This is a genomic window from Vibrio sp. 1F263, assembly GCF_041439035.1.
GTDB classification, from domain to species: Bacteria; Pseudomonadota; Gammaproteobacteria; order Enterobacterales; family Vibrionaceae; genus Vibrio; species Vibrio tasmaniensis_A.
On the sequence record NZ_JBGONI010000036.1, the window covers coordinates 1 to 25,239 of the forward strand.

General features: G+C 43.9%; 19 protein-coding genes. 8 read left to right on the top strand and 11 right to left on the bottom strand.

The window, feature by feature from the left end; all coding sequences use genetic code 11:
* Positions 1 to 546 precede the first annotated feature (546 nt).
* A complete protein-coding gene (locus ACED25_RS18615) occupies positions 547 to 2,628 on the bottom strand; it encodes a DEAD/DEAH box helicase (RefSeq protein ID WP_032554996.1) in 2,082 nt (693 codons plus the stop codon).
* Between the two features lie 309 nt (positions 2,629 to 2,937).
* On the opposite strand from ACED25_RS18615, the gene rnb reads away from it, so the two are divergent.
* A complete protein-coding gene (rnb, locus tag ACED25_RS18620) occupies positions 2,938 to 4,944 on the top strand; it encodes an exoribonuclease II (protein ID WP_371695857.1) in 2,007 nt (668 codons plus the stop codon).
* Positions 4,945 to 5,059: 115 nt separating this feature from the next.
* Entirely contained in the window at positions 5,060 to 5,866 is an 807-nt protein-coding gene (locus ACED25_RS18625) for an AraC family transcriptional regulator (RefSeq protein ID WP_017099793.1), read from the top strand.
* Between the two features lie 201 nt (positions 5,867 to 6,067).
* Here ACED25_RS18625 and ACED25_RS18630 read toward each other — a convergent pair whose 3' ends face one another.
* The gene (locus ACED25_RS18630; RefSeq protein WP_371695858.1) at positions 6,068 to 6,430 is read right to left on the bottom strand and encodes a DUF3024 domain-containing protein; all 363 of its coding nucleotides are present in this window, start codon (positions 6,428 to 6,430) and stop codon (positions 6,068 to 6,070) included.
* Positions 6,431 to 6,683: 253 nt separating this feature from the next.
* Between ACED25_RS18630 and ACED25_RS18635 the strand changes: the two genes are divergently transcribed.
* Entirely contained in the window at positions 6,684 to 7,499 is an 816-nt protein-coding gene (locus ACED25_RS18635) for a phosphate ABC transporter substrate-binding protein (protein ID WP_009844791.1), read from the top strand.
* Positions 7,500 to 7,635: 136 nt separating this feature from the next.
* On the opposite strand, the gene ACED25_RS18640 is transcribed toward ACED25_RS18635, so the two are convergent.
* The 3 genes from ACED25_RS18640 to ACED25_RS18650 all read right to left on the bottom strand — a co-directional run bounded on the left by ACED25_RS18640 (position 7,636) and on the right by ACED25_RS18650 (position 12,955).
* Positions 7,636 to 8,322 carry a MaoC family dehydratase gene (locus ACED25_RS18640; RefSeq protein ID WP_009844790.1) on the bottom strand — a complete coding sequence of 229 codons (687 nt, stop codon included), beginning with the start codon at positions 8,320 to 8,322 and terminating at the stop codon, positions 7,636 to 7,638.
* 332 nt (positions 8,323 to 8,654) lie between these two features.
* Positions 8,655 to 11,807 carry an efflux RND transporter permease subunit gene (locus ACED25_RS18645; protein WP_012600990.1) on the bottom strand — a complete coding sequence of 1,051 codons (3,153 nt, stop codon included), beginning with the start codon at positions 11,805 to 11,807 and terminating at the stop codon, positions 8,655 to 8,657.
* Positions 11,808 to 11,818: 11 nt separating this feature from the next.
* Positions 11,819 to 12,955 (bottom strand): efflux RND transporter periplasmic adaptor subunit, encoded by a 1,137-nt coding sequence (locus tag ACED25_RS18650; RefSeq protein WP_029222826.1) that lies wholly within the window; start codon positions 12,953 to 12,955, stop codon positions 11,819 to 11,821.
* 259 nt (positions 12,956 to 13,214) lie between these two features.
* On the opposite strand from ACED25_RS18650, the gene ACED25_RS18655 reads away from it, so the two are divergent.
* Positions 13,215 to 13,658 carry a dCMP deaminase family protein gene (locus ACED25_RS18655; protein WP_004731749.1) on the top strand — a complete coding sequence of 148 codons (444 nt, stop codon included), beginning with the start codon at positions 13,215 to 13,217 and terminating at the stop codon, positions 13,656 to 13,658.
* Positions 13,659 to 13,773: 115 nt separating this feature from the next.
* Here the strand turns inward: ACED25_RS18655 and ACED25_RS18660 are convergent, their stop codons facing one another.
* The 3 genes from ACED25_RS18660 to pepT form a co-directional block, all read right to left on the bottom strand.
* On the bottom strand, positions 13,774 to 14,616 hold the full coding sequence (locus ACED25_RS18660; RefSeq protein ID WP_009844787.1) for a mechanosensitive ion channel family protein: 843 nt from the start codon (positions 14,614 to 14,616) through the stop codon (positions 13,774 to 13,776).
* A gap of 211 nt (positions 14,617 to 14,827) precedes the next feature.
* Positions 14,828 to 15,295 carry a DM13 domain-containing protein gene (locus ACED25_RS18665; protein ID WP_017098691.1) on the bottom strand — a complete coding sequence of 156 codons (468 nt, stop codon included), beginning with the start codon at positions 15,293 to 15,295 and terminating at the stop codon, positions 14,828 to 14,830.
* Between the two features lie 76 nt (positions 15,296 to 15,371).
* Positions 15,372 to 16,604 carry a peptidase T gene (gene pepT / locus ACED25_RS18670; RefSeq protein ID WP_017102455.1) on the bottom strand — a complete coding sequence of 411 codons (1,233 nt, stop codon included), beginning with the start codon at positions 16,602 to 16,604 and terminating at the stop codon, positions 15,372 to 15,374.
* A 349-nt stretch (positions 16,605 to 16,953) separates the two neighbouring features.
* Here pepT and ACED25_RS18675 point away from each other — a divergent pair, with 349 nt between their 5' ends.
* From ACED25_RS18675 to ACED25_RS18685, 3 genes are all read left to right on the top strand, one after another.
* Positions 16,954 to 17,100 (top strand): hypothetical protein, encoded by a 147-nt coding sequence (locus ACED25_RS18675; RefSeq protein WP_009844784.1) that lies wholly within the window; start codon positions 16,954 to 16,956, stop codon positions 17,098 to 17,100.
* 348 nt (positions 17,101 to 17,448) lie between these two features.
* Positions 17,449 to 18,501, top strand: a complete 1,053-nt coding sequence (locus ACED25_RS18680; protein ID WP_371695859.1) for an aldo/keto reductase — start codon at positions 17,449 to 17,451, stop codon at positions 18,499 to 18,501.
* 191 nt (positions 18,502 to 18,692) lie between these two features.
* Positions 18,693 to 19,427 carry an RNA methyltransferase gene (locus ACED25_RS18685; protein WP_017102457.1) on the top strand — a complete coding sequence of 245 codons (735 nt, stop codon included), beginning with the start codon at positions 18,693 to 18,695 and terminating at the stop codon, positions 19,425 to 19,427.
* 97 nt (positions 19,428 to 19,524) lie between these two features.
* Here ACED25_RS18685 and fdxA read toward each other — a convergent pair whose 3' ends face one another.
* The gene (gene fdxA, locus ACED25_RS18690) at positions 19,525 to 19,848 is read right to left on the bottom strand and encodes a ferredoxin FdxA (RefSeq protein ID WP_009844780.1); all 324 of its coding nucleotides are present in this window, start codon (positions 19,846 to 19,848) and stop codon (positions 19,525 to 19,527) included.
* Between the two features lie 254 nt (positions 19,849 to 20,102).
* Between fdxA and ACED25_RS18695 the strand changes: the two genes are divergently transcribed.
* Positions 20,103 to 21,734 (top strand): NAD(P)/FAD-dependent oxidoreductase, encoded by a 1,632-nt coding sequence (locus tag ACED25_RS18695; protein ID WP_017098685.1) that lies wholly within the window; start codon positions 20,103 to 20,105, stop codon positions 21,732 to 21,734.
* A gap of 119 nt (positions 21,735 to 21,853) precedes the next feature.
* Here the strand turns inward: ACED25_RS18695 and ACED25_RS18700 are convergent, their stop codons facing one another.
* Both ACED25_RS18700 and ACED25_RS18705 read right to left on the bottom strand, forming a co-directional pair.
* Complete coding sequence (locus ACED25_RS18700) at positions 21,854 to 23,320, bottom strand: hypothetical protein (RefSeq protein WP_371695860.1); 1,467 nt, start codon at positions 23,318 to 23,320, stop codon at positions 21,854 to 21,856.
* Between the two features lie 197 nt (positions 23,321 to 23,517).
* Positions 23,518 to 25,173, bottom strand: a complete 1,656-nt coding sequence (locus ACED25_RS18705; protein ID WP_371695862.1) for an ABC transporter substrate-binding protein — start codon at positions 25,171 to 25,173, stop codon at positions 23,518 to 23,520.
* Between the last annotated feature and the right edge of the window lie 66 nt (positions 25,174 to 25,239).

Genomic DNA, 25,239 nt, shown 5'->3' on the forward strand with positions numbered 1-25,239 from the left:
CCCTTCGGGCAGCGTTTGCTGGTCATTTCTACTACGTTATCGGCTTCTCATGTAGACTAGCTACACATCAAAGCCTCTGCCTTGTATAAATACCGAGCAACTCGCTGCAAAAACCAGCTCGAAAGATCAACACGCCCTAATTTCTACTCGATTAAGTTAACTAGAGTGAATCGAACCAATGCACGTACTCCGCCTAGCCTCCTTCCCTTTTATCTGCTTATCATTACCGCTAACTTTTTGCTCGATTTCTCAATTGCTCAATGTTTGCATCAAAAAGATCACAAGAGTTGGGAATAGTGAACGACAAAATCCGATCTTCTTTTAATTGCATTCGAGTACAACTCTACGAATAAATGAACGGTAACATTAGATATAGGGACGAAGTTTAGTTGAAGTAAGCTGGCTGCATATATAGAACCAACCAAAGCTTAAGTTCAAATAGCAGGCACAAAAAAGCCGAGCATTAAGCTCGGCTTTTAAATTCACTATTTAAGCTATTCACCTATAAGAACTTGGCTTGTAAGTTTCACTTAAACTAAAGGTTGATTAACCTTCGTTGCGCTCTGGACGACGACCGCGGTTGCCGCCATTGCCTGCTGCGTTGCCATGGCCACGTTCGCCACGGTGGTTACCACGGTGATCGCCACCACGGTTACGGTCGAAACGACGCTCGCCATCACGGCCGCCAGCTGAGTTACCATCACGTGCGCCGTCACGGTTGCCACGGTAGCCACCACGACCGCCATTGCCACCTTCACGGTTACCACCTTCGCGATTACCGCCTTCACGGTTACCACGGTAGCCGCCACCATCACGACCGCCACGACCGCCGCCACGGTTGCCATCACGACCGCCGCCGCCACGACGAGGCTCACGGAAGTCATTGAAATCAACAACTACAGCGCCAGCTTCTTTTTGACGAATGCGAAGTTTGCTTAGCTTACCAGCAGTTTCAGAGTTCATTGCTTTTGGCAGTTGAACGTAAGTAGAACCTTGGTCTAGCTTGATAGCACCGATAGAACCTTTAGTTAGGCCTAGTTCGTTTGCTAGTGCGCCAACGATGTCTTTAACCTGAACGCCTTGCTCACGGCCAACTTGTAGTTGGTACGTATCCCAATCTTGAGTATTGAAGTTACGACCACCACCGTCACGGCCATTGTCACGATCTTCACGACGCTCTTTGCGACGGTTCTTATCACGCTCAATAGCAGCGATCATTGGGTCTTCGCCAACGTAGAATAGAGGGCTCTTACCTTGCTGACGCTTAAGAAGCATTGCAGCTAGAGTAGCAGCATCAACTTCTAGAGATTCTTGTAGTGTAGAGATTAAACCTGCGAAGTTTTCTAGAGCTTTGCTCTCTTTCTCAGTTTCAAGCTCAGCACCAAGCTTAGCAACACGTGCAGCAGCAACTTCGTCACGTTGTGGAAGTTGGATTTCTTCCATTTGAGACTTAGTTACGCGCTCGATAGTGCGAAGCATACGAATTTGGTTAGTACGAACTAGTAGGATCGCTTTACCTTTACGTCCAGCACGACCAGTACGGCCAATACGGTGGATGTAAGATTCAACATCAAATGGGATGTCGTAGTTGAATACGTGAGTGATACGTGGAACATCAAGACCACGTGCTACAACGTCAGTTGCAACTAGGATATCGATAACACCTTGTTTGATGTGATCAACAGTGCGCTCACGTAGAGACTGAGGAATATCACCGTGCAGTGCAGCAGCTTTGAAGCCACGAGCAGATAGCCAATCAGCTAGACGCTCAGTGTCTTGACGAGTACGTACGAATACGATTGACGCGTCAGTTTCTTCAGTTTCAAGAAGACGAGACATTGCTTCGTCTTTTTCTACGCCTTTAACAACCCAGTAGTTCTGCGCTACTTTGTCAACTGTGTGGTTAGTACCAGCAACGTCAACTTTAGCCGGGTTACGTAGGTAACGGTCAACAATAGTCTTAACCATTGGAGGCATAGTCGCAGAGAAAAGTACACGTTGTGCAGATTCTGGAGCTTGCTCTAGGATCCAAGTAACGTCATCTACGAAGCCCATTTTTAGCATTTCATCTGCTTCATCAAGAACAAATGTGTGTGCTTCATCTAGGTGTAGACGGTCACGAGTTAGTAAGTCTTTAACACGACCTGGAGTACCAACAACAATGTGAGCACCGCGGCTTAGAGCGCGCATTTGGTCAACAATTGAAGCGCCACCGTAGATTTCAAGAACTTTAAGACCTTTGATATCACGGCCTAGGTTTTTGATTTCCGCAGCAACTTGAATCGCTAGCTCACGAGTAGGAGCCATGATGATTGCTTGTGGTTTATGTTGGTTCAGGTTGATTTTGTTAAGTAAAGGCAGAGAGAATGCTGCTGTTTTACCAGTACCAGTCTGTGCTTTACCTAGTGCGTCACGGCCTTCAAGAAGAAGAGGAATAGCTGCTGCTTGGATTGGAGTCGGAGAAACGAAACCCATGCTATCAAGAGCTGAAAGAATGTTTTCGTTTAGGGCTAATTCATTAAATTGAATTACAGATTCGGACATTGGGATCCCACTATATATAAGTAAACAAAAGGTCCCGGGAGCTCTATCAATTCCAATACTGATCCAATCAGATACTGATTCCATTCAGAGTTACGAAGCAGTAATAAAACACTTCAAGCCATTAGGGACGTCTAAGGGAGGCGGATTATTCCTTAAATGCATAAAAAAAGCCAGAAAAAATTGAAATACATCACATATTTTTCGGTTTCACATCAACACTGGCTATCATATCGTCAAAACTTGATGAATATCTCGTCACAGCACCAAACTTCTAGCAAATTGACCTAGTTAAATAAGAGGGCAATTAATTAACGCTCACTTCGCCTTTAAGTAGTAATCAAGCCTCGCAATGATTATAGTGTGCTCAATTGTCCTCGATAGATAAAAGTCAAAATGTTTCAAGATAATCCTCTACTCGCTCAACTCAAACAGCAAATCCAAGAAACCCTCCCTAAAAAGGAAGGTACGATCAAAGCCACTGAAAAAGGGTTTGGTTTTCTCGAAGTCGATAGCAAAACTAGCTTCTTCATCCCACCGCCGTACATGAAAAAATGTGTGCACGGTGACAAGGTGATTGCCATCATTCGCACAGAGAAAGAGCGCGAAGTTGCAGAGCCAGAGGAGTTGATTGAACAGGGTCTTACTCGCTTTATTGCACGAGTTAAGCTTTTCAAAGGTCGATTGAACGTTGTTCCAGATCACCCGCAACTGAAAAAACTGCAGCTTAAAGCGAAAGCAAAGAAGGGTTTGAACCCTGAAACGCTTAAAGAAGGCGACTGGGTTGTTGCTCATATCGTTCAACACCCGTTAAAAGGTGACAACGGCTTCTTAGCTCAGATCTCTGAGAAAATCACAGACGCTGATGACAAAATCGCGCCTTGGTGGGTAACGCTAGCGCAAAATGACCTACCAAACAGCGAACCTGAAGGCATCGACGACTGGCAGATCAAAGACGACGCTGATCTTGAACGTGTAGACATGACTCACGTCCCTTTTGTGACTATCGATGGCGAAAGCACAAAAGATATGGACGATGCGCTTTACGCTAAGAAGAAAGAGAACGGTGATTTCGAACTGACTATCGCAATTGCTGATCCTACCGCTTACATCTCTCCAGATGATGAAATGGATAAAGTGGCTCGCGAGCGTGGTTTCACTATTTACCTGCCTGGTCGTAACATCCCAATGTTGCCTCGCGATCTAGCTGACAACTTATGTTCACTAATAGAGAACGAAGTTCGCCCGGCACTTTGCTGCACAGTAACAGTATCTAAAGATGGTGTTATCGGTGATGACATTAACTTCTTCGCTGCAAACATCAAATCTCACGCTCGTCTTGCTTACGACCACGTATCAGACTGGCTAGAAACAGGTGCATCAGAGAAATGGCAACCGTCAGAAGAGATCGCTGCAATTGTTTCTGACCTTCACCAATTTGCTCAAGCACGTTCAGCGTGGCGTTCTGCCAATGCGGTTGTGTTCCCAGACCGCCCTGACTACCGCTTTGAGCTTAGCGAAGATAACGATGTTGTTGCTATCCACGCGGACATGCGTCGCAGTGCGAACAAGTTGGTTGAAGAATCTATGATCAGCGCGAACATCTGTGCGGGTCGAGTATTAAAAGAGAGCTTTAACCAAGGTGTCTTTAACTGTCACTCTGGTTTTAAAGCTGAGAAATTAACAGACGTTCTGGAGCTAGTTAACCCAGAAGCAGAAACGCCGTTTACAGAAGAGCAGATCGTTTCTCTGGAAGGTTTTGCTACTCTGCGTCGTTGGTTAGGTTCTTTAGACAACAGCTACTACGACAACCGTATTCGTAAATTCCAAGCATACAGCGAGATCAGCAATGAACCTGCGCCGCACTACGCAATGGGATTAGACATTTACGCAACTTGGACTTCTCCAATTCGTAAATACGGTGACATGATTAACCACCGTATGCTTAAAGCACACATATTAGGTAAAGCGCCGATTCAAACACCAGACGAAACCATTGGTGATGAACTTGCCCTGCACCGCCGTCACCACGGTATGGCTGAGCGTAATGTAGGTGATTGGCTGTATGCTCGCACTCTAGCGAATGCTCCAGCAGAAGAAACTCGTTTCCAAGCCGAGATTTTCGATATTAACCGCGCAGGTATGCGTGTACGCCTACTTGACAATGGTGCAGCGGCGTTTATCCCTGGCTCTCTCATTCTTGATAATAAAGAGAGAATAGAGTGCAACGGTGATATGGGTACTGTATCTATCGATAAAGAAATGGTATACAAACTGGGAGACGTTTTAGAAGTAGTTCTCTCCGAAGTTAATCAGGAAAACCGTAACTTAGTAGCAAAGCCGACTCAAGTCTTTGCGGACTTGCCTAACGAGCCTGAAACGACAAACGAAACCGAAGCTTAATTTCTGATAGGTTTACTTCTAAAGGCGCTAATTATTAGCGCCTTTTTTGTAAATGTCTCATGCTTAAACAATACTAAAAAAAAGCAATTAATCTACAACGCCAAAGAAGCTCACTATGCCATCAATCACGGTCACTCAATTCAGAAACTTTATTCCCAGGAAACGCGAACGCTACCCCGCCTCTAAAAACGGTATTTTTATGGTATCGAAAGGAAGCATATCTTTTATGCTGCCCAATGGCACTCAAGCCTCGTTAAAAGCTGGAGATTTCACGCTTTACAATTCTGGTCAGATTAAAGACATCACGGTCGACACTGAAAATGGTGAGTTTAGTGCGATTTGCTTAGATTTTGATTTGGCAATTTTCCAAAAATTCATAAATCAGTTCAGTGATTTAGAGTCCACTCAAACTCCAGATAAGTACATTAAGTTCAATCAAACGGATACCGAAATATGCCAATTGAAAGAGCTCATCATGTCCCTGGCCAATTCATCGACTCAGAATGATTACGCACTCACCCAGCTAGGCTTAGGTTTGCTGTCTTTAATGGTTGAGCAGTATCCGGAACTATTAGCGATTATTAGCCGGATCTCTAGATTGACGGTGACACAAAAGGTCATCCATTACATTGAACAGAATATAGAAAATAATATCTCACTCGATACCCTAGCCAGCTATATGGGGATGTCACCAGCCACACTTAAACGCCGTTTATCTGCGGAAGACCTTTCGTTTTCAAACCTCTTGAAGATTAAGCGAATCGCCCACGCAGCCACACAGCTCAGAACATCGAACAAATCGATTACTCAAATTGCTTATGAATCCGGATTTAAAAGTGCGGCGCATTTTAGTACTGCCTTTAAAACCTATCACGGCAAAACACCAAAAGATTTCCGGTCTTTGGTTTCACAATCTTATTAATACCAATCGTAGAAAATCACTGATCACTTACTCACTGTGATTGGTATAACTACGCAATCTTATTGGCATAATTTGAAGTGACATCCATCGTTTTTAGTAACATAGATCGTTTTAGTGACGCAGATAGGTTGCAATGTGGTGAGTTTAAAAAAATTGTTCGTTTTAGGTATCAAGCCCCTCGCAAACATCTCAACAGAATAATCACGACCAGAAGTACGATTTAGGGTCTTTTTCTATTTCAGACAAAATAGCATCAAGATCCTTCGATTGAGGTAAGTAAGGATAAGGCCCCCAATTTACTGAATCGGGTTCTACATCACCTTCTAGCGGCACCATTACCAACCAACATGACAGTGACTCATCAAAACTAACGCAGACGATCTCATTTGTGTAATCGCTATGAGATGAGTCGAGCAGATAATGAGCCTGAGAAAACAGCACACCACCCTCACACTCTTCATAAAGGGATTTGCCTAGCTCGACAGGTAAACTGCGATTTCGAGATGTACAGAGCTTCTCAGCTCCAATTAAAAGACGATTCAGTTCGATATGAATGACGGACATAACACCCCTTGTAACTTCATAGAAACTTCTAAGTAGTGAATTCCTTTGTTTAGCTTAGGACTCAACCAACATTTTAGCGAACTAGCGCAAACAAAATACCCGTCCTGCTCCCAGAAACGAATCCTGCTTTTGTAAACCTAACTCGCTTTCACTCATCAAGCTAATAGCGACACATTGAGCGGATAGAATTTCACAAAATTGTCATATAACCGACCTATCATAGCCGGAAAATGTTATTAACTAGGAGTTGTTTATGTTACGAGTCGCGCTTGCCTCTCTTTTATCCTTAGCCCTGTCTTCTCACGCTGCTTTTGCACAAGAAACCAATATTTCGGGCTCCACTTCGGTATCACGTGTGATGGATGTATTGGCTGAGGAGTACAACAAGACTCACCCTGATAACTATATTGCGGTTCAAGGCATCGGTTCTACAGCGGGTATTACCATGGTCAATAAAGGTGTCGCTGATATTGGTATGAGCTCACGTTACTTAACTGACCGCGAACAGGGCGAAAAATTGAAGGTATTTCCAATTGCCTTTGACGGCCTAGCCGTCGTGACTAACCGTTCAAACGGTGTAAGCAACGTTACACGTGAACAGCTATTCGATATCTACAAAGGAAAAATCACAAACTGGAAAGCCATAGGTGGTGCGGATCAACCTATCGCAGTTGTAACTCGTGAAGCTTCTTCTGGTTCACGTTACAGCTTCGAGAGCTTACTTGGTTTGACAAAAATCATTAACGACCGTCTAGTGTCTGACATCAACCCAAATAACTTGGTTGTAAACAGCAACAGCATGGTAAAAACGATTGTTAACCATAACCCACATGCGATTGGATTCATCTCTGTTGGCTCTATCGACCGTTCGATCAAAGCAATCACATTTGAAGGCGTTGAGCCGACATCTAAGAACATCGCCAACCACAGTTATGAATTGGCTCGCCCATTCTTATTGCTGCACAAAACTGAATCAGTTTCTGACGAGAGCAAAGATTTCATTAAGTTCGTGAAGTCAAAACAAGGGCAAGATCTTATCGAAGAGTACGGCTACACGCGTATCAAGTAAGATAACGACTTTTGTGATGTTGTTAGGATGCTGATGATATCGCCTTGATAGACAAAAATAAAAAGAGAGAGCCTTAAGCTCTCTCTTTTTTGAATCTATAATCTTCGCTAAAAGCAATTCTACTTATAAAAAAGCTCTAGAAGTGAAGTTGAATCACCGAAACAATCACAGCACCAGGACGACGGATGCCTTCGATTTCTACACGGATTTCGCGTTCAATCTCTAGGCCTTTCTTAATTGGCGTTACTTTTGTTAGCGTACTTTTAGCGCGAACGTTACTGCCCGATTTTACAGGGTATGGGAAACGTACTTGGTTAAGACCAATGTTTACAACCATCTTCGCCGTTGGGAATTGAGATTTGTCAGGATCAACACTGTCTGTCAGTCGAGGAAGCAGAGACAAAGTCAGAAAACCATGTGCAATGGTTGTTTTGAACGGAGAATCTGTTTCAGCCTTAGAAGGCTCTGTATGAATCCACTGCATATCTTCAGTAACGAGGCCAAACTGGTTGATTCTGTCTTGGCTTACATTGATCCAATCACCAGTATGGATCACTTCACCGATCTGCTGTTCAAGCTCATCAAATACAAGTTGTGCTTCTGGCTTAAGTACGATCTGTGGTTCAACAGGCATCTCTGGCGCATCTTCATTGACAGCAGGTTTGTGGTGATCACGAACCCACGCAAAGAAATGACTATTTTGCGTGCGATTCAGAAAGTCTCCCCAGTAATCTCTAAGAGCTGGAGACATCCATTGCATAAACTCTGAGTGTTGCGAAGACACGCTGTCGCCTCGGTGTTTAAATAAATCAATGACTTTCATAAGAACCTCAATGCACAAAATATTTCAATATAACTTGGTAATTTTGAAACACTTCACACTATTGTGCAAATACTTTCGAGCATACAAGTGTTAGCCGAACACTTATATATCCAACAAAAACAACAACCTAAAAATAAAACACCATTTTATTGGAGAGCTTTAATTGGAGTATTAACTCTACCTTATAATAAACATTTCATTATATAAACAGATTCTTTATTCACAAGTGGAATAAAAAAGGCTTAGCACAATGCTAAGCCTTCGTTTTTACAAGAAATCAATTACCAAGGAGAAACCTTGTAAAGGGCTCATCCTACAAGACACTAACTTCCCTATTCATCGTCCAGTGGAATCAACTTGGTATTGCCACCGTGTGCCTTCTCACGCTTACGTTGCACGAATGCATAGAAGCCAGGGATTAGGAACGTACCCGCTAACAACACACATAGCAGGCCACCAATCAGAGAAATACCCAATGAGTTTTGACTCACGTGACCAGCACCCGCAGCGAAGATAAGCGGGAATATACCTAAAATGAATGACCAAGACGTCATGTTCACAGCACGAAAACGCAGCGTACCGCCCTTCACCGCCGCATCTTCAATCGGTGCGTCTTTCTCTTCACGCTCAACCTTTGCGAATTCAACAATCAAGATTGCGTTCTTCGCGGCCAAAGCTATCAAGAGAACCAAACCAATTTGTGCATAGAGATTCAGCGGTGTGCCTGTCAGGTTCAGCGCCAAGAAAGAACCTAAGGTTGCAACCGGTACCACTAAGATAATCGCTATAGGGATTGTCCAACTCTCGTACTGCGCCACCATGAACAGATAGATGAAGATCAGAGCCAGTGCAAAAGCAAAGATCGCTTGGTTGCCTGCCAATACTTCTTGATAAGCCATGCCTGTCCATTCGTACTGGTAGCCTTGAGGCAGCACGTCAGCTGCGACACGTTCCATTGCAGCAATCGCATCACCGCTTGAGTAACCCGGTGCTGGTTGGCCTTGAATCACCGCACTGCGGTACATGTTGTAACGCCATGCTACGTCTGGTTCAAAGATCTGATCGTAAGTCACCAATGTGCTTAACGGGATCATCTCGCCATTAGACGAACGCACGTGGAATCGTTGTAGGTCATCCATGCTGCTACGGTGTTCACTGTCTGCTTGCATGGTGACACGGAAATTCTTACCAAACATGGTAAAGTCATTCACGTACATTGATCCAAGATTGCCTTGTAGCGTTTGGAATATTTCCGACAGCGGAATACCAAGTTGTTGCGCTTTCTCACGATCAATATCGACATAGTAGTGAGGTACATTAGCGCGGAAGGTACTGAAGGTATGTGAAATCTCAGGCTGTTTGTTTGCCTCAGCAATCACGTCATTCATGACCATCGCTAGATCAGTGCGGCTACGACCTAATGTATCTTCGAGAACAAACTCAAAACCAGACGCAGCACCCATGCCCGGTACAGCTGGAGGTCCCATTGCAAATACAATCGCCTGAGGCAGTTCTGTTGCCGCTCGGCCATTAATACGTTGTGAGATAGCTTGCGCTGAATGTTGACCGTCCAGTGCGTTACGCATGTCCCAATCGTGGAGCTTGATGAACATCGACGCACCATTCGAAGCTGAAGCGCCCGTCATGAATGCATAGCCGTTAACCAGTGTCACACCATCTACGCCCGGCTCTTGCTCAACCATCTCTAGTAACTGCTCTGTCACATCTTCTGTACGAGACAGCGATGCCGCGTCAGGAAGCTGCACGTTAACCAGCAAGATGCCTTTATCTTCTTGAGGTACGAAAGCCGTAGACGTGGTTTTCGCAAAGTAAGTTACCGCTGCTAGTGCCACAACAAAGAAGGTAAACAGCAGAACACCCTTTTTCACAAGGAAGCCTGCAATTTGACCGTATTTGTTGGTTACAGATTCAAGACCACGGTTAAACGCTTGGTACCAACGTGCTGTGTTACCACCGCCCTGCTTAAGAACCAATGAACACAATGCTGGTGACAGCGTTAGAGCGTTAATAGAAGAGATCACAACCGCAATACAGATGGTCAGAGCGAACTGACGATACATAATGCCGGTAATACCTGGCAGCATCGCTACTGGGATGAATACCGCTAACAGAACCAAGGTTGAGGTAACAATTGGCCCCGTAACTTCTTTCATTGCGATAAGCGTTGCTTTTCGCGGTGAAATGGTAGGATCTTTGGCCATCGTAGTATCGACGTTCTCGATAACCAAGATCGCATCATCTACTACGATACCAATCGCCAAAATCAAACCAAACAGGGTTACTGTATTAATGGTAAAGCCGGTCATCTGCATGATCGCAAAAGTACCAATCAAAGATACCGGAATCGCAACCACAGGAATCAAGGTTGCACGGGCACTGCCCAAGAACAAGTACGTTACTGCGATAACCAGCAAAATTGCTTCGATGAGTGTTTTAACTACGCCTTTAATCGACTCAGCAACAAAGAGTGTGGTGTCGTAACTCGCCTCGTAAGCAACGCCTTCAGGGAAATTTTTGCTTAGGTTGTCTAGCATCGCCATGACTGCTTTACCACTTTCCAGCGCATTAGCGTCTGACTGAAGTGACAGCGTTACGATTGAAGCGTCTTGACCACGGTATTTACCGTTACCATCGTAGAACTTTTTACCTAGCTCAACACGTGCAACGTCTTTTAAATAAACCGTTGAACCGTCTTGATTTGCACGAAGCACAACATTTTCAAACTCATCAGCCGTTTCTAATCGGCCTTTTGTTACCAAGTTGAATTGCACTTCTTGCGCGTTGTTATAAGGTGCAGCTCCAATACGGCCAGCTGCGACTTGAGCGTTCTGCTCCGCCAAAGCGCGATTCACATCAGAGGTAGTTATATTGAGGTTAGCCATTTTTTCAGGATCTAACCAAACACGCATCGCGTATTCACCACCACCCAACACGTTAACTTCACTAATGCCCTTTACACGAGCCAATTGGTCTTTAATGTTCAAGTTCACGTAGTTGATAAGGAATTGGTCATTGTACTCTCCGTTCGGCGAGTAGAAGTTCAATACCATCAATAGGTCAGGTGAACGCTTCTTGACCGTTACACCCACCATTCTTACTTCTTGTGGAAGTTTCGATTCGATCTGAGCAACGCGGTTCTGAACGTTGACCTGAGCCATATCAGCATCAGTACCGACATCAAAGGTCACGTTAAGGTTGTATGAACCATCATTAGCACTTTTAGAAGACATGTAGATCATATCTTCTACGCCATTCACCGATGTCTCTATGGGGTCGGCTATCGCCTGTTCCACCACTTCAGCACTCGCACCCGTGTAGAATGCCGACACACTGACCGATGGTGGGCTAATTTTTGGATATTCGGCCACTGGTAAGATAGCGAGAGAGATCGCACCCGCCAGCGTTAATATTATGGATATGACAAGGGCAAACTTAGGCCTTTGAATAAAGAAACGACTCAACATAAATAAGCCCCTTACTCAGCTTGTTCAGCAGTAGGTTGAATGCGAACAGACATACCATTACGCACACGCTGTAAGCCTTGAGTGATAACTGCGTCATCCTTCTCTAGTCCAGAGTGAACAATCACACCACCTTCAACTTGTCTACCCATCTCGATGTTTCTACGCTCAGCGACAGGCGCACTCTCGCCTTCAACCAAAACCATCACAAAGTCACCTTCAAGGTCGGTTTGAACTGCACGACGCGGAATAGTCACAACATCAATAGATTGCTTTTCACGTAGATCAACGCGAACGTGTTGGCCTGGAAGTAATTGCTGGTTCGGGTTATCAGCAATGGCGCGCATCGCGATCGTACCAGTATTGAGGTTGATACGGTTACCCAAGAAATCAAGCTGACCTAGATGTTCGAACGCTTCACCATTCTCAAGCATGATCTGAACTTCAACACCTGCAGAATCGCTGCTGCCGTCGCCTTCGATACGATCCATACCCAGCTCAATACGCTCACGCTCACTGATGCTGAACGATGCATGGATTGGATCTAGGCTAACCAAGGTGGTTAATACACCTGAAGACGGTGAAGCCAGATCACCCGTGCTCACTTTGGTGTCACTGATTCGTCCAGAGAAAGGCGCAATAATTTTGGTATGAGAAAGCTGGACATTGGCTGCATTGAGTTGTGCTTGACTTGCTTCAAGCTGTGCCTGAGAACCCAATAAGTTTGCTGTCAATGCATCAAATTCCGATTGAGAAATACTCCCCTTAGGGAGAAGGTTCTTACCTCGGTTAAAATCAAGCTCGGCTTTTTTAAGGTTCGCGTTCGCTTGAGCAACAGACGCTTTTGCGCTTGCTACTTCAGCTTCAAATGAAGAGGGTTCAATGGAGTACAGTAATTGCCCCTTTTCGACCATTTGACCTTCATTGAAATGACGGCTTTGTAGATAGCCAGAAACCTGCGCTGTGATAGCCGTGTCTTCAACGGCTTCAATACGACCGATGTACGACTTACTTTGCTGGTGAGAAACAACGCTAACATCCTGTACTGCTACGAGAGGTAGAGGCGCTTGCTTGGCATTTTGAGCATCTTGCCCACATCCAGCAAGAATAAGAGAGCTTGCAAGAGCCGTAAGGATCAACTTTTTACGCATAGTTATACCGTCACTTGTTAGTATTTGAACAGTATAAAATTTACGTAACACACCCGTTACTATTGTCCGAGGAATATCAATTATAACGAACCAAAGTGTATCAATATGTTAATTGAAACTAAGTGCTTATAAAGTAATTACAAACGCGTTACAATTTCTAAGTAAATCAACCTCTCAGCTTTTGTTCTCTATGGATATTGTCTAACATCATGTATTGTCGGGCAGATAAGCATTCACATTTAATTGTTAAGGAATTCTCATGATTTCAAAATGGGCTAAACGTTTCTATCAAATGGCGGAATTGGTCGGTTCTTGGAGTAAAGATCCTTCAACTCAAGTCGGCGCCGTCATCACTAAGCACAACCGTATTGTTTCAGTTGGCTTTAATGGCTACCCACATGGCGTGTCTGATAGTGCGGATACTGACGATCGCGAGATGAAATACCTCAAGACACTTCACGCTGAAGAAAATGCAATCTTGTTTGCTAAACGTGATTTAGACAGTTGTGAAGTTTGGGTCACTCACTTCCCTTGTCCGAACTGTGCAGCAAAAATCATCCAAACTGGAATTTCAGCGGTACATTGCCCAGAGCAAAGTGAAGATTTCCTTTCTCGTTGGGGAGATAAGATCAAGATAAGCCAAGATATGTTTGAGCAAGCTGGTGTAGAAGTAGACTGGTTGCCACTCGCTGACCTGGATTAATCTCTAACGCTAGGTCTCAGGTCTAAGTCTAGATCTCAAATACAAAAAAGCCGAGAGTCGATATTATCGCTCTCGGCTTTCTTTTTATTCGGACTTGTTAGCTTCCAGCATCGTATTAGTCACTTGAGGGAAATGCCAACGCGTAAGCTTCCATGAAATCTTTACGAATATCTTGCTCTAAATGAATCGCTTTTTCGGTCGGACAGAAGATCATAAAGTGCACTTCTTGCTCACCTGTCGAACTGCTTGTGATATGGATGTGAGGCTCAGAACCCGGAAGGTCAACACCGGCGTGCTTTTCGATCACACCATTGTAACGACGGGCAACATCGATAAACTCTTCACAATGCTCTTCAATTTTCACGATAAGACCCGGCACCATAGGGTATAGGTTTACAAAGTCTTTCACCGTCACAAAAAAGTTATGATAAACATAGCGCTTCATGAAGTTGAGGTTCTTTACCGGATAAGTGAAGAACATGCTATTAGGCAGCGTGGCAGTCTTGCCAGTGAAGTGATATTGCCCATGATACAAATCGATTTCTTGAATCACAGTCGCCATCAAGTTGTGCTCAATCACCTCACCGCTGATTTTGCCCACTTCAATCCAATCACCAATTCGAAATGAGCGAGAACTCGCACGCTGAATAGAGCCAGTAAAACAGAGAATGATCTCTTTTGAAGCCACGACTATCGCAACCGCAATAGCAGTAACAGACAGCGCAAATTCGCTGATTTCGGATTTCCACAGCACGAATAACGTCACAACAATAATCGCGAATGTGCCGTTTTTGGTACGTGACATCCAGTTACGTTGGTCTTCACTAAGAAAAGCGACATCACCACGGATTCGAGACAAAGTGATTCGTCGGATTATTAATATAATGCAGATGATCAGCACACTAAAAATAAACTTATTAGCGAGTAAGAAATCTATTACTTGCCACATCTTTTCCATTATTTATTCCTTTGTATTACAACAATTAAGCTTTATAACGACGATCATTAAAGCGATGAGCTTTACAGCGACTGACTCAATCCAATAAACGCATTATAAAAAAGCACTCAAAAATAGAGCGCTCCTTTTCATGCTTTTATCAGCTATTAGGCCGTGTTGACCTTTCGCGGTTAAATTTTGTTCGAAAGATCAACACGCCCTAGTAAGGCTATCATTTTATCTTGGCAGAAGTAATAAATTGGCCAAAAGTTTCACACCAAATCACAACCGTATTAAATCGATTAAGATCAGTACCTTCTGGGAGGTTAACCATAAATCGGTCGAATGTTTTTACATCTCCGACTCTCAGTAACTCACTCTTGCTGTCATTGAATGCCTGTTCGGTTTCAATAAACTTAGGTGATAGGTAAACCTTATAATCCGGCCCCGGCGCCAATTCACCTTCAAAAGCTATCGCACTTTCAGAGACAGAGACGATGCCCTCTCCCCAATGCAAAAAGTCACTGTCTTGTCGGTCTTTGGTGAACTCACCTGTATAGATCGCCTGCTGACTGATCGCTTCAACAGAACTTGAGGAAGGAGAATCAGGCTCAATCAAGATAGGTAGTGCGTAGACACCAAGCCCAAAACCAAAAGCACCCACGGCTAAGTGGGTGCAAAGTAAAACTAACTTTTTCATCGCGTACTCCCTTATACTTAAAGAGAGTATTAATGAATACTCTCAAAAATACAAAGAGATATCGCGTTTTAGACGGCTATTTTTGATAGTGAATAGCTGTACGTTGAGAGAGTTTCACGATCACTTCTACCGCTTTTTCCATGCCTTGAATGGTAATGAACTCATGAATACCGTGGAAGTTGTAGCCACCGGTAAAGATATTCGGACACGGTAGCCCCATGAAAGATAAGCGAGCACCGTCTGTACCACCTCGGATAGGCTTGATCATTGGCTCAACATCACACTCAATCATCGCTTGCTTCGCTAATTCAATAATATGTTGATGCGGTTCAACCATCTCTTTCATATTGAAGTAGCTATCGGTTAGCACCAGCTCAACACGGCCTTTCTCAAGACGCTCATTCAGCTCATCCACTTTCTGTTGCATGAATGCCTTACGCGCTTCTACACCCTCACGTTCAAAATCACGGATGATGTATCCCAGTTCAGAGCGAGCCACCCCCATTTCAGCCGACTTCAGGTGGTAAAAACCTTCATAACCTTCTGTGCACTCTGGTGTTTCTTGTGCAGGCATCATCAGTTGGAATTGCGCTGCAATGTTCATTGAGTTCACCATTTTACCTTTGGCGGTACCTGGGTGAACGTTCACGCCATGACAGATAACATCAGCGCTCGTGGCATTAAAGTTCTCAAATTCCAACTCCCCTACTGGCCCACCATCGATGGTGTACGCCCACTCGGCGCCAAATTTTTCAACGTCAAACAGGTTCGCACCGCGGCCAATCTCTTCATCCGGTGTGAAACCAATGCAGATGTCGCCATGTTTGATGTCTGGATTCGCTTTCAGGTAAGCAATCGCACTGATGATTTCAGCGATGCCCGCTTTGTTATCGGCACCAAGCAGAGTTGTGCCGTCAGTCGTAATAAGGTCGTGACCATGTAAAGAATCAAGGTCTGGGTATTGGCTTGGGTTCAAACTCTCGCCACTTTCACCTAATTCAATCGTTCCACCTTGGTAATCTTTAATCACTTGTGGTTTCACATTTGCTCCTGAAGCATCAGGAGCGGTATCCATATGCGCCACAAAGCCAATCGCAGGCACTGGATAATCGACATTCGACGGCAGTTTCGCCATCAAATAGCCATTTTCGTCTAAAGACACATCAACTAACTCTAATGCAACCAATTCTAACTTTAAGGCTTCAGCAAAAGTAATTTGACCCGGTGAACTTGGGCATTGCTGATTAGAAGGATCGGATTTAGTATCAAAAGTAACGTAATTCAGGAAACGTTCTACAAGCTTTTCCATAATTCATCTCACCATGGATTAAGTAATTGATTTACTGACCTAATTATTAAGATAGATAAGCGATGTATTTTTAGACAAATACGTACGCAGAGTCAGTCGCGAGGCTTTTCATCTTACGCCCCTGACCATGTATGTAATTGCTCTAAATCATTGTTGTGCGAAATTAGATGCGCTTCCTATACTTGAAAACAGAGGGTTTCGTCAGTTCAACATTGCATACGGATGATAAGCGATCGCTTTGTACGCATTCTACGCCCTCCGCTCTCAGCCTAAAAAAAGTACAAAGTGGATGATGATCACAATTTATCCTTGATGCAGAATCTGTCATACGTTACACGGAGACACAGTTATGACGATTAATAAATATTTCATTTTCTCTCCTCAAGCCTCTGAGGAAACGCTTCAACCAGTATTAACTGAGAAAGAAGTTCAAAGGCAGGAAGCTCTAAGACAGGCGCAATCTCAAGGTGGTTTTGACACCAACGCGACCTCGTAACTTAATCAATACTCAGAACTTGTTTATAGAACCCCTAAAAAAGAGCTCTACTTCTCGTTGATGTAGAGCTCTTTTGTCTCTGAACCTTTCTCCTATCCCAATGCAGCTTCATTCAGGCGCCTGATCTATTAACACCTTGTTATCTATCGCGTCTTTTGTATGTTGCTTCTCAATCATCAAGCAGACTCATTTGTTGCAATGAGAAATGATTCATTAAACTTGTCCAAGCCATACCCTGTGTTGCCATTTTGTGCTAATAATTTATATTCGTTTTCATTCCTCACTCGCCCTCTTTCAATATCCACACTGCGAGCACTAACGAGCCTCACTACAGGAACCCCGAATTTAATGGAATACTCAAAATTAGGAAGTAGTCAAATTCCCGTTTCCCGAATCTGCCTTGGCAGCATGACTTGGGGGCTGCAAAATACGCAACAACAAGCTGACCAACAAATCGAATACTCGCTAAGCCAAGGTATTAACTTTATCGATACCGCAGAGATGTACGCAGTACCACCGTCTCCAGACACCTACGGTAAAACGGAAGCAATCATAGGTAACTGGTTAGCTCGCAATCCGCAGCGCCGCCAAGAAGTCATCATCGCCAGCAAAATTGCAGGTCCGGGATTGCCTTGGGTTCGAGATGGCGGGCCAATCACGGGGGAAGCTGTAATTGCAGCGGTTGACGCTTCACTAGCGCGTTTACAAACGGACTATATCGACCTTTACCAACTGCATTGGCCAAACCGAACGACGCCTCACTTTGGCAAGCATTTCCCGAATCATATTCGATTCAGTGATATCGACCGAAAGCAGCATGAAGCGGAGATGCTAGAGATCCTCCAAGCACTAGCGGGCTGCATTAAAGCCGGAAAAATCCGTCATGTTGGTTTGTCTGATGACACCACTTGGGGCATTAACACTTACCTTAAACTCAGTGAGAAGCATGATTTACCGCGAATGGTCTCTATTCAGAATGAATTTAGCCTGCTGCACGCGAAAGACTGGCCTTATTTGATTGAAAACTGTGAGCACGAAGACGTCGCCTACCTACCATGGTCACCGTTAGCAGCGGGCATGCTGAGTGGCAAATACATTGATGGTGCGAGACCAGAAGGAAGCCGTTGGACTTACATGCAGCGTAAAGGGATTTTCCGCGACACTGAGTCTGCCAATGAAGCCGTAAAAGGATATGTCGAAGTTGCGAACGCTCACGGATTTACACCGAGCCAACTAGCTTTAGCGTGGTGTAATCAAGTTGATGGTGTCACCTCCACTATTATTGGCGCAACCACAATGGAACAACTGAAAGAGAACGTAGCAGCGTTCAGCAAACCGTTGTCAGAAGAGATCCTTACCGATATCAACACAGTGTTTAAGCGCTACCCTGCCCCATATTAATCATACAGGTCAGCTAATCTTGGGTTCAGCTTAATGTTAGATGATTAAATCAGATAAGAGCGCGCTATTTAGTGCGCTTTTCTTTTTTAAGTGGGTTGCTTTTGCTTTTTAGTGGATCGCATTGAGTTATCACGCTTTTGGTTATCCAACCTTTGCTCTATAATGCGCGGGCTTATATCTAGGATAAAAACATGATTTCAAAAAACCAATTAAAACTCCTTCGTGCTTTGGGCCAAAAGAAACAACGTAAAGCCCACGGCCTGTTTCTAGTTCAAGGTGAAAAAAACGTACTTGAGCTGTTCAATAGTGACTTAGTCGTAAAGAACGTCTTTGCTACGGCTGATTTCTTATCTGAAAATCACGCGTCACTGTTTGAGTTTGATTGTGTTGAAGCTTCACTGGATGACCTAACCAGAGCGAGTACTTTGGTGAGTAACAATGCGGCGATTGCTGTTGTTGAGATTCCAACGTTTGAATTACCAAAAGCTACTGGGTTAATGATTGCACTGGATGGTGTATCTGATCCGGGCAACCTAGGTACGATTATTCGCGTAGCAGACTGGTATGGCATTAAGCATATCGTTGCGAGCAGCGATTGTGCAGACCCATACAACCCGAAAACGATCAGCGCGACCATGGGCAGCTTTGGCCGAGTACACGTAAGCCAAACAGACTTACCTGAATACTTAGAGCAAGCGAACCTGCCTGTTTACGGAGCGTTCTTAGAAGGTGAAAGTGTTCATAAGACGGAATTTACTGCCAACGGTATTTTACTGATGGGCAGTGAGTCTCACGGTATTCGTGAACACGCCGCTAAATTCGTGACAGACAAGATTACGATTCCAGCATTCGGTGGCGCAGAGTCTCTGAATGTAGCAATGGCGACAGGTATTATTCTCGACAACATGCGTCGTCAGCATAGCTAAATTTCATAAGCTAACGAGCCAGTCGACACTGCTCAGATATTAAAAAAGGCGTATTGATTAAATCAGTACGCCTTTTTATTTGAGTTCTTTTCAACAATTACTTTTCTAGCATTGCCAACTTATCAGCGACACCATTCCACTTTTCAGCTTCATCCATCGGTGCTTTAACTTCAGTTTGTACCGGCCAGATTTCGGCAAGCTCGGCATTCACTTCAATAAAGATCTTTTGATCTTCTGGCAGATCATCTTCTTGGAAGATCGCTTGAGCATCGCATTCAGGTACACATAAACCACAATCAATGCATTCGATTGGGTTGATTACCATGAAATTCGGGCCTTCATGGAACGCATCTGCGGGGCATACCGCCACACAGTCTGTGTATTTACATTGAATACAGTTATCGCCTACGACAAATGCCATGATGCTCTGCTCTATAAGTTAGTCAAAATTGAAGAATGGAGGATAATACTCATCCCAAGGCAAAATTCAACATCATACGGCTCTAATATCGTGTCTATTTGCTCCATGTTTCCAAATTAGTATGACAGATAAATCAATTTCTCGTAAAATGCGCGCCATTGTGAGCTTATCGCTTCTTTCAACATCAGCGTTTTCATCAAACTCTGCGTTTAGAAGCGGTCTAGCTAAGACACCTATAAAGACGAGACATCGAAATGATACGTTTAACCGAAATTAAACTCCCTCTAGACCACGAAGAATCAGCCATTCAAGACGCGATTGAAGCAAAGCTTGGCATTAATTCTGATCAGGTACTTTCTTTTAATATCTTTAAACGTGGCTACGATGCTCGTAAGAAATCAAAAATCTTACTTATCTACACGCTTGATGTTCTCGTTGAAAACGAAGCTGAGTTGTTAGAGCAATTCATTAGCGACCCGCATGTAAAAGTGACTCCTGACATGGAGTACAAATTCGTGGCTAAAGCGGTTGAGAACCAAACCGAGCGCCCTGTTGTTATCGGCTTTGGCCCTTGTGGTTTGTTCGCTGGCTTAGTGCTTGCTCAAATGGGCTTCAATCCAATCATCGTTGAGCGTGGCAAAGAAGTTCGTGAACGTACGAAAGATACCTTTGGTTTCTGGCGTAAGCGTACACTGAACACTGAATCAAACGTACAGTTTGGTGAAGGCGGCGCAGGTACATTCTCTGACGGTAAGCTTTACAGCCAAGTTAAAGATCCAAAGCACTACGGCCGTAAAGTAATCGAAGAATTCGTTGCTGCAGGTGCACCTGAAGAAATCCTATACGTAAGTAAGCCGCACATCGGTACCTTTAAACTGGTTACCATGATCGAGAAGATGCGTGCTTCTATCATTGAGCTAGGTGGCGAAATCCGATTCAGCACTCGCGTTGATGACGTTCACATGGAAGACGGTCAAATCACTGGCTTAACGCTTTCTAACGGTGAAGAGATCAAATCTCGTCACGTTGTACTGGCTGTTGGCCATAGTGCTCGTGATACGTTTGAAATGCTGCACGAACGTGGCGTTTACATGGAAGCTAAGCCTTTTTCTGTTGGTTTCCGTATCGAACACAAACAGGCGATGATCGATGAAGCTCGCTTCGGTAAAAACGCAGGCAACCCAATTCTAGGTGCGGCGGACTACAAGCTGGTCCACCACTGTAAAAATGGCCGCACTGTATACAGCTTCTGTATGTGCCCGGGTGGTACTGTGGTTGCAGCGACTTCTGAAGAAGGCCGCGTAGTCACCAATGGTATGAGCCAATACTCTCGTGCAGAACGTAACGCAAACAGTGCTATCGTTGTGGGGATCGACCCTGAACGCGATTACCCAGGTGATGCACTAGCAGGTATCCGTTTACAGCGTGAATTAGAAAGTGCCGCTTATGTTCTAGGTGGCGAGAACTACGATGCCCCTGCACAGAAAATCGGTGACTTCCTAAAAGGTCGCGATCCAAGTGAAATCGGTGAAGTAAAACCATCATTCACACCGGGTATCCACCTAACTGATATTTCAAAAGCACTGCCTGATTTTGCTATCGAAGCGATTCGTGAAGCAATCCCAGCATTCGAGAAGAAGATCAAAGGTTTCTCTACGCCAGACGGCCTACTAACCGGTGTTGAGACTCGTACGTCTTCTCCTGTATGTATCAAGCGTGGTAAAGACTACCAAAGCATCAACCTTAAGGGCTTCTTCCCTGCTGGTGAAGGCGCAGGCTACGCGGGTGGTATCCTATCTGCTGGTATCGATGGTATTAAAGCGGCGGAAGCGCTAGCACTGTCTATGGTAGAACAGAACCAAGCTGAGAAGATTGAGATCGCTTAGACTCTTTCGATAAACCAAAGCTAAATAACGGTCAGCCAAAACTAAAAATCCAGTGCCTTGTAGACACTGGATTTTTTATTGCATACGGATTATCTAGATTTACTCGGTATCGACGGGCTTTACTTACAAGTGTTTTTTGACCAGTTCACACCATCATTTGAACACTCAAACAGACTTGTCCCATTCTGGTAATAATAACCTCTAGTCCAGTTACCTTGAGAATCTTTAGACGTTATCGTCTGAGTATAATCAAACGGTGTATTTTCAATTTGCGCATATTTATGACGAGTCCAGCTATCTGAACCGTGAGAAGTGTTCTCATTGAAATCAACTGATAGATAGTTTAATACATCAAAGTCGCTTCGTGAGATATTAGATAAAGTATCACCTAAATTGACCCACTCAGGGTAAGGAGCATTTGAACCATAATGGTACTTCACCTGAGTTTGAGTAAACTGGTCTTTATAATCACCAACAACATCTGACGTTAAAGTTTGGCTAAATCCATTACCCACACTTTGAGTGGAACAGCTTTCCCAATCAGGCTGTTGAGACCAACCACTATTCTTTACACCAAAGGTGGTTAGTGAATTGGGTTGCACCTGTTGTTTAATTGTTTCCTGAACTGAACACGAGTGCTGCGTTCCATCACTACTCAATGAAAACCAAGCTTCCTTGTCATATTCCAAACCATTTTTCTTCTGGCTATTACGCTCAATGTGCTTATTTAATTCTAGTTCTGTTTGTAGATCAGCTGACACTTCATGTTCAATAACAATCAGCTTGTCAGCAGTCATCACTGTTTTAACTTTATACCACTTATTAATTTCGTTCTTTTTAGAATAGTCCCAATGCTCCCAGTAATAATCAACATAGGCTTGCTGAGCTTTGGGGTTTTCTTTTTGAATATCTTTAGTCTCTTGATACGACTTTTTAATGGCTGGCATCATTTTCTGCGCTAATTCATAAAGCTCAGTGTTTTGGGCTTTGACGAAGTCGCCATACAAGTCTTTCACTGCAATGTTATATCGATTCGCAATTCGGAAATCATGTTCCTTCACATTTTGGATAATGCTATTTTGAGTGTTTACAGCTTGCTTCAAAGCGGAACAACTGTTTAAACCACCTTTATATAGGTCGGCTTGGATCTGATTCCATAAAACGGTAGTAAGTGGCGTAGTAGATTTAATTTCTTGGTCAGAACTCACTGTCATTACTGGTGGGAAGACTAATTGATAAGGTTCAGTAATCGGCGAATTAGGGCTATCCGCATCAATAGCACCGACCGGAACATTCACTACAATTGGGGCATAGTCCATACAGTCAGAGTTAGAACCAGTTAAAGACAATTGATAACTGCCTTCATCGTCCGTGATACTACTTGGCTCTCCCTCATCCAATACACCATTATAATTGATGTCTAGAAACGCGGTCGCACCGGAAATATACCCGTCAATGGCAACACCTTGTAAGGTTTTTGTTTGAGGAGCGGTAGCACTTGTACTGCTGCTACCACCGCCACCTCCCCCGCCACAAGCAGCAAGACCACCAGCTATAAGTGCGATAGAAATAAGCTTAAGTTTCATTCGATGAGATCCTAATAAAATACATTAATAAGTAGGGTTGCCATTGGGGGGATGACCGAGAATGACTGTGATAGTCATGACCAGTCATAATAACGATTGGTATTCAAAAGAAACATGAAAGAGTGCTAGCCGATTCGTGCATGTTTTCATTTTGAACAGAAACTAAAAAATGGGTAAATGGGGTAAAAATGGACTAACTACTTCTCGCTCGAAGTTATCCAAAGCTTATAAAAATCACTATAACCGGTTTGGTTAACCTCTACGCCATGAACCTCAACACTATTAAAAACCTTCTCTTTACCGTGAAATAACGGACAAAGTAACTTCTGTTGATAAAGCGAACCTTCAATCTCTTTCAAGTCGCTCATTAGGTTCTCGCCACTCACAGCGGCTCTAACTCTCTCGCAATGCGCCTTCATCTCAGAACTGTTGAAAATGAATCTAAGCCCAGATGAAGCAAGTAGCCAATCGTAAAGGCCGTAATCGGCAGGCTGTTCGATAACTTCTTCAATGAATAACAAGTCTGCCGACTCACTCATGGAGCTAGGGTCACTGATGTTGGGAAGCTCAACAATTTCAATAGCAACACCTGTCTTTACAATAGTTTGTTGTAGCCAATCAGCCATCTCTTGAAGTAAAGGAATCGTCATTCTAGGTCGTGTTAACACAACAGTACCCGTCAAATTAGGAATTGGATTACTGGACGCTAATTCGCGAAGCGAGAAAGACAAGTCATCGGCCACCATATCAGCATCGAACTCTTTACTACTGGACTTAATAAACGATACCAGCCTGTCGAGTTCTTCAGGGGTTATACCTGATTTTTCTCTACGATTAACCGCAAGATACGAAAGTGCATTAATGGTGGTTTCTTCAGCGACGCCAGATTTATTAAAACTCAGAGTGTGGTCATTTAAACCTTCTATGTCGGTAAGCGTTATTTGTTCTAACAAGGCATTTTGAGCAAAGTAACCTCGGTGACGTTTAAGAACCAAGCGCTCTTCGCTCCAATCATCCAATGAGAAAGGTCCTGTTCCGATATAGGCACTGCGGCCACTCGAAAAATAAGTACGCTTACGACGATAAATAGACGCGTGTGGACTAGTCAAAGCATGGAGAAACATTGGGTTTGCGTATGTCAGCTCAATAGTCAGTTGTTTATCACCCACCACTTGAACATCACTGACCTGATCAAATAAAGACTGTACCGGACCTTCAATATTTTTTAGCTGCAACAAACATTGAGCAACATCTTTGGCCGTTAAAGTTTCACCGTCATGGAATAACACATTCGGTCTCAACCAAAAATGCAGAAAGCGCCCTTCCATCTTCCAATGGTGCGCGAGGCTCGCTTGGGGATTTCCATCATGACCTTGGACGAGTAGCGTATTGTAGAGGCTTCTTAAGATGTGATGTTCAGCAGTTCGGTATGTTTTGGCTGGCTCAAGGTTATCGACCCACGGATATTGAGTGATCAGTAAATGGTCATGTTGTTGATTGAACAGACTATGTTTTTCAGTCGCTAGCGTCAGTGCCTTTATTGCCGCATCACCATAGCTTTCTAGAAGACGGGGAATAACATTAAAGCCCCCCTGTTCTAACTGAAGCGCTAACACTTGTTCTAATGCTTCGGGAAAACTGACCAAAATTCTAAATTGGCTAAGCTTCCCTCTCCCTTTAGACGGAATCCAACAAATCCAGCGATATTCCGATAAGCATTTAAGAATGATCGAAGTGTTTCTGCGAGAAGTCGATAGCGAGTGTTCGAGATCATCGATCGTTAGATGATACTCTTCACCTATTTCATACTTTGCAATAAGTTGTTGAAGTCTACGTAAGTTAGCGTCGTTCATTGAATTCCAGACTAGAGCTGTATGTCAAATGTCATTAATATCAGTATGAATTAAACTTTACACTGA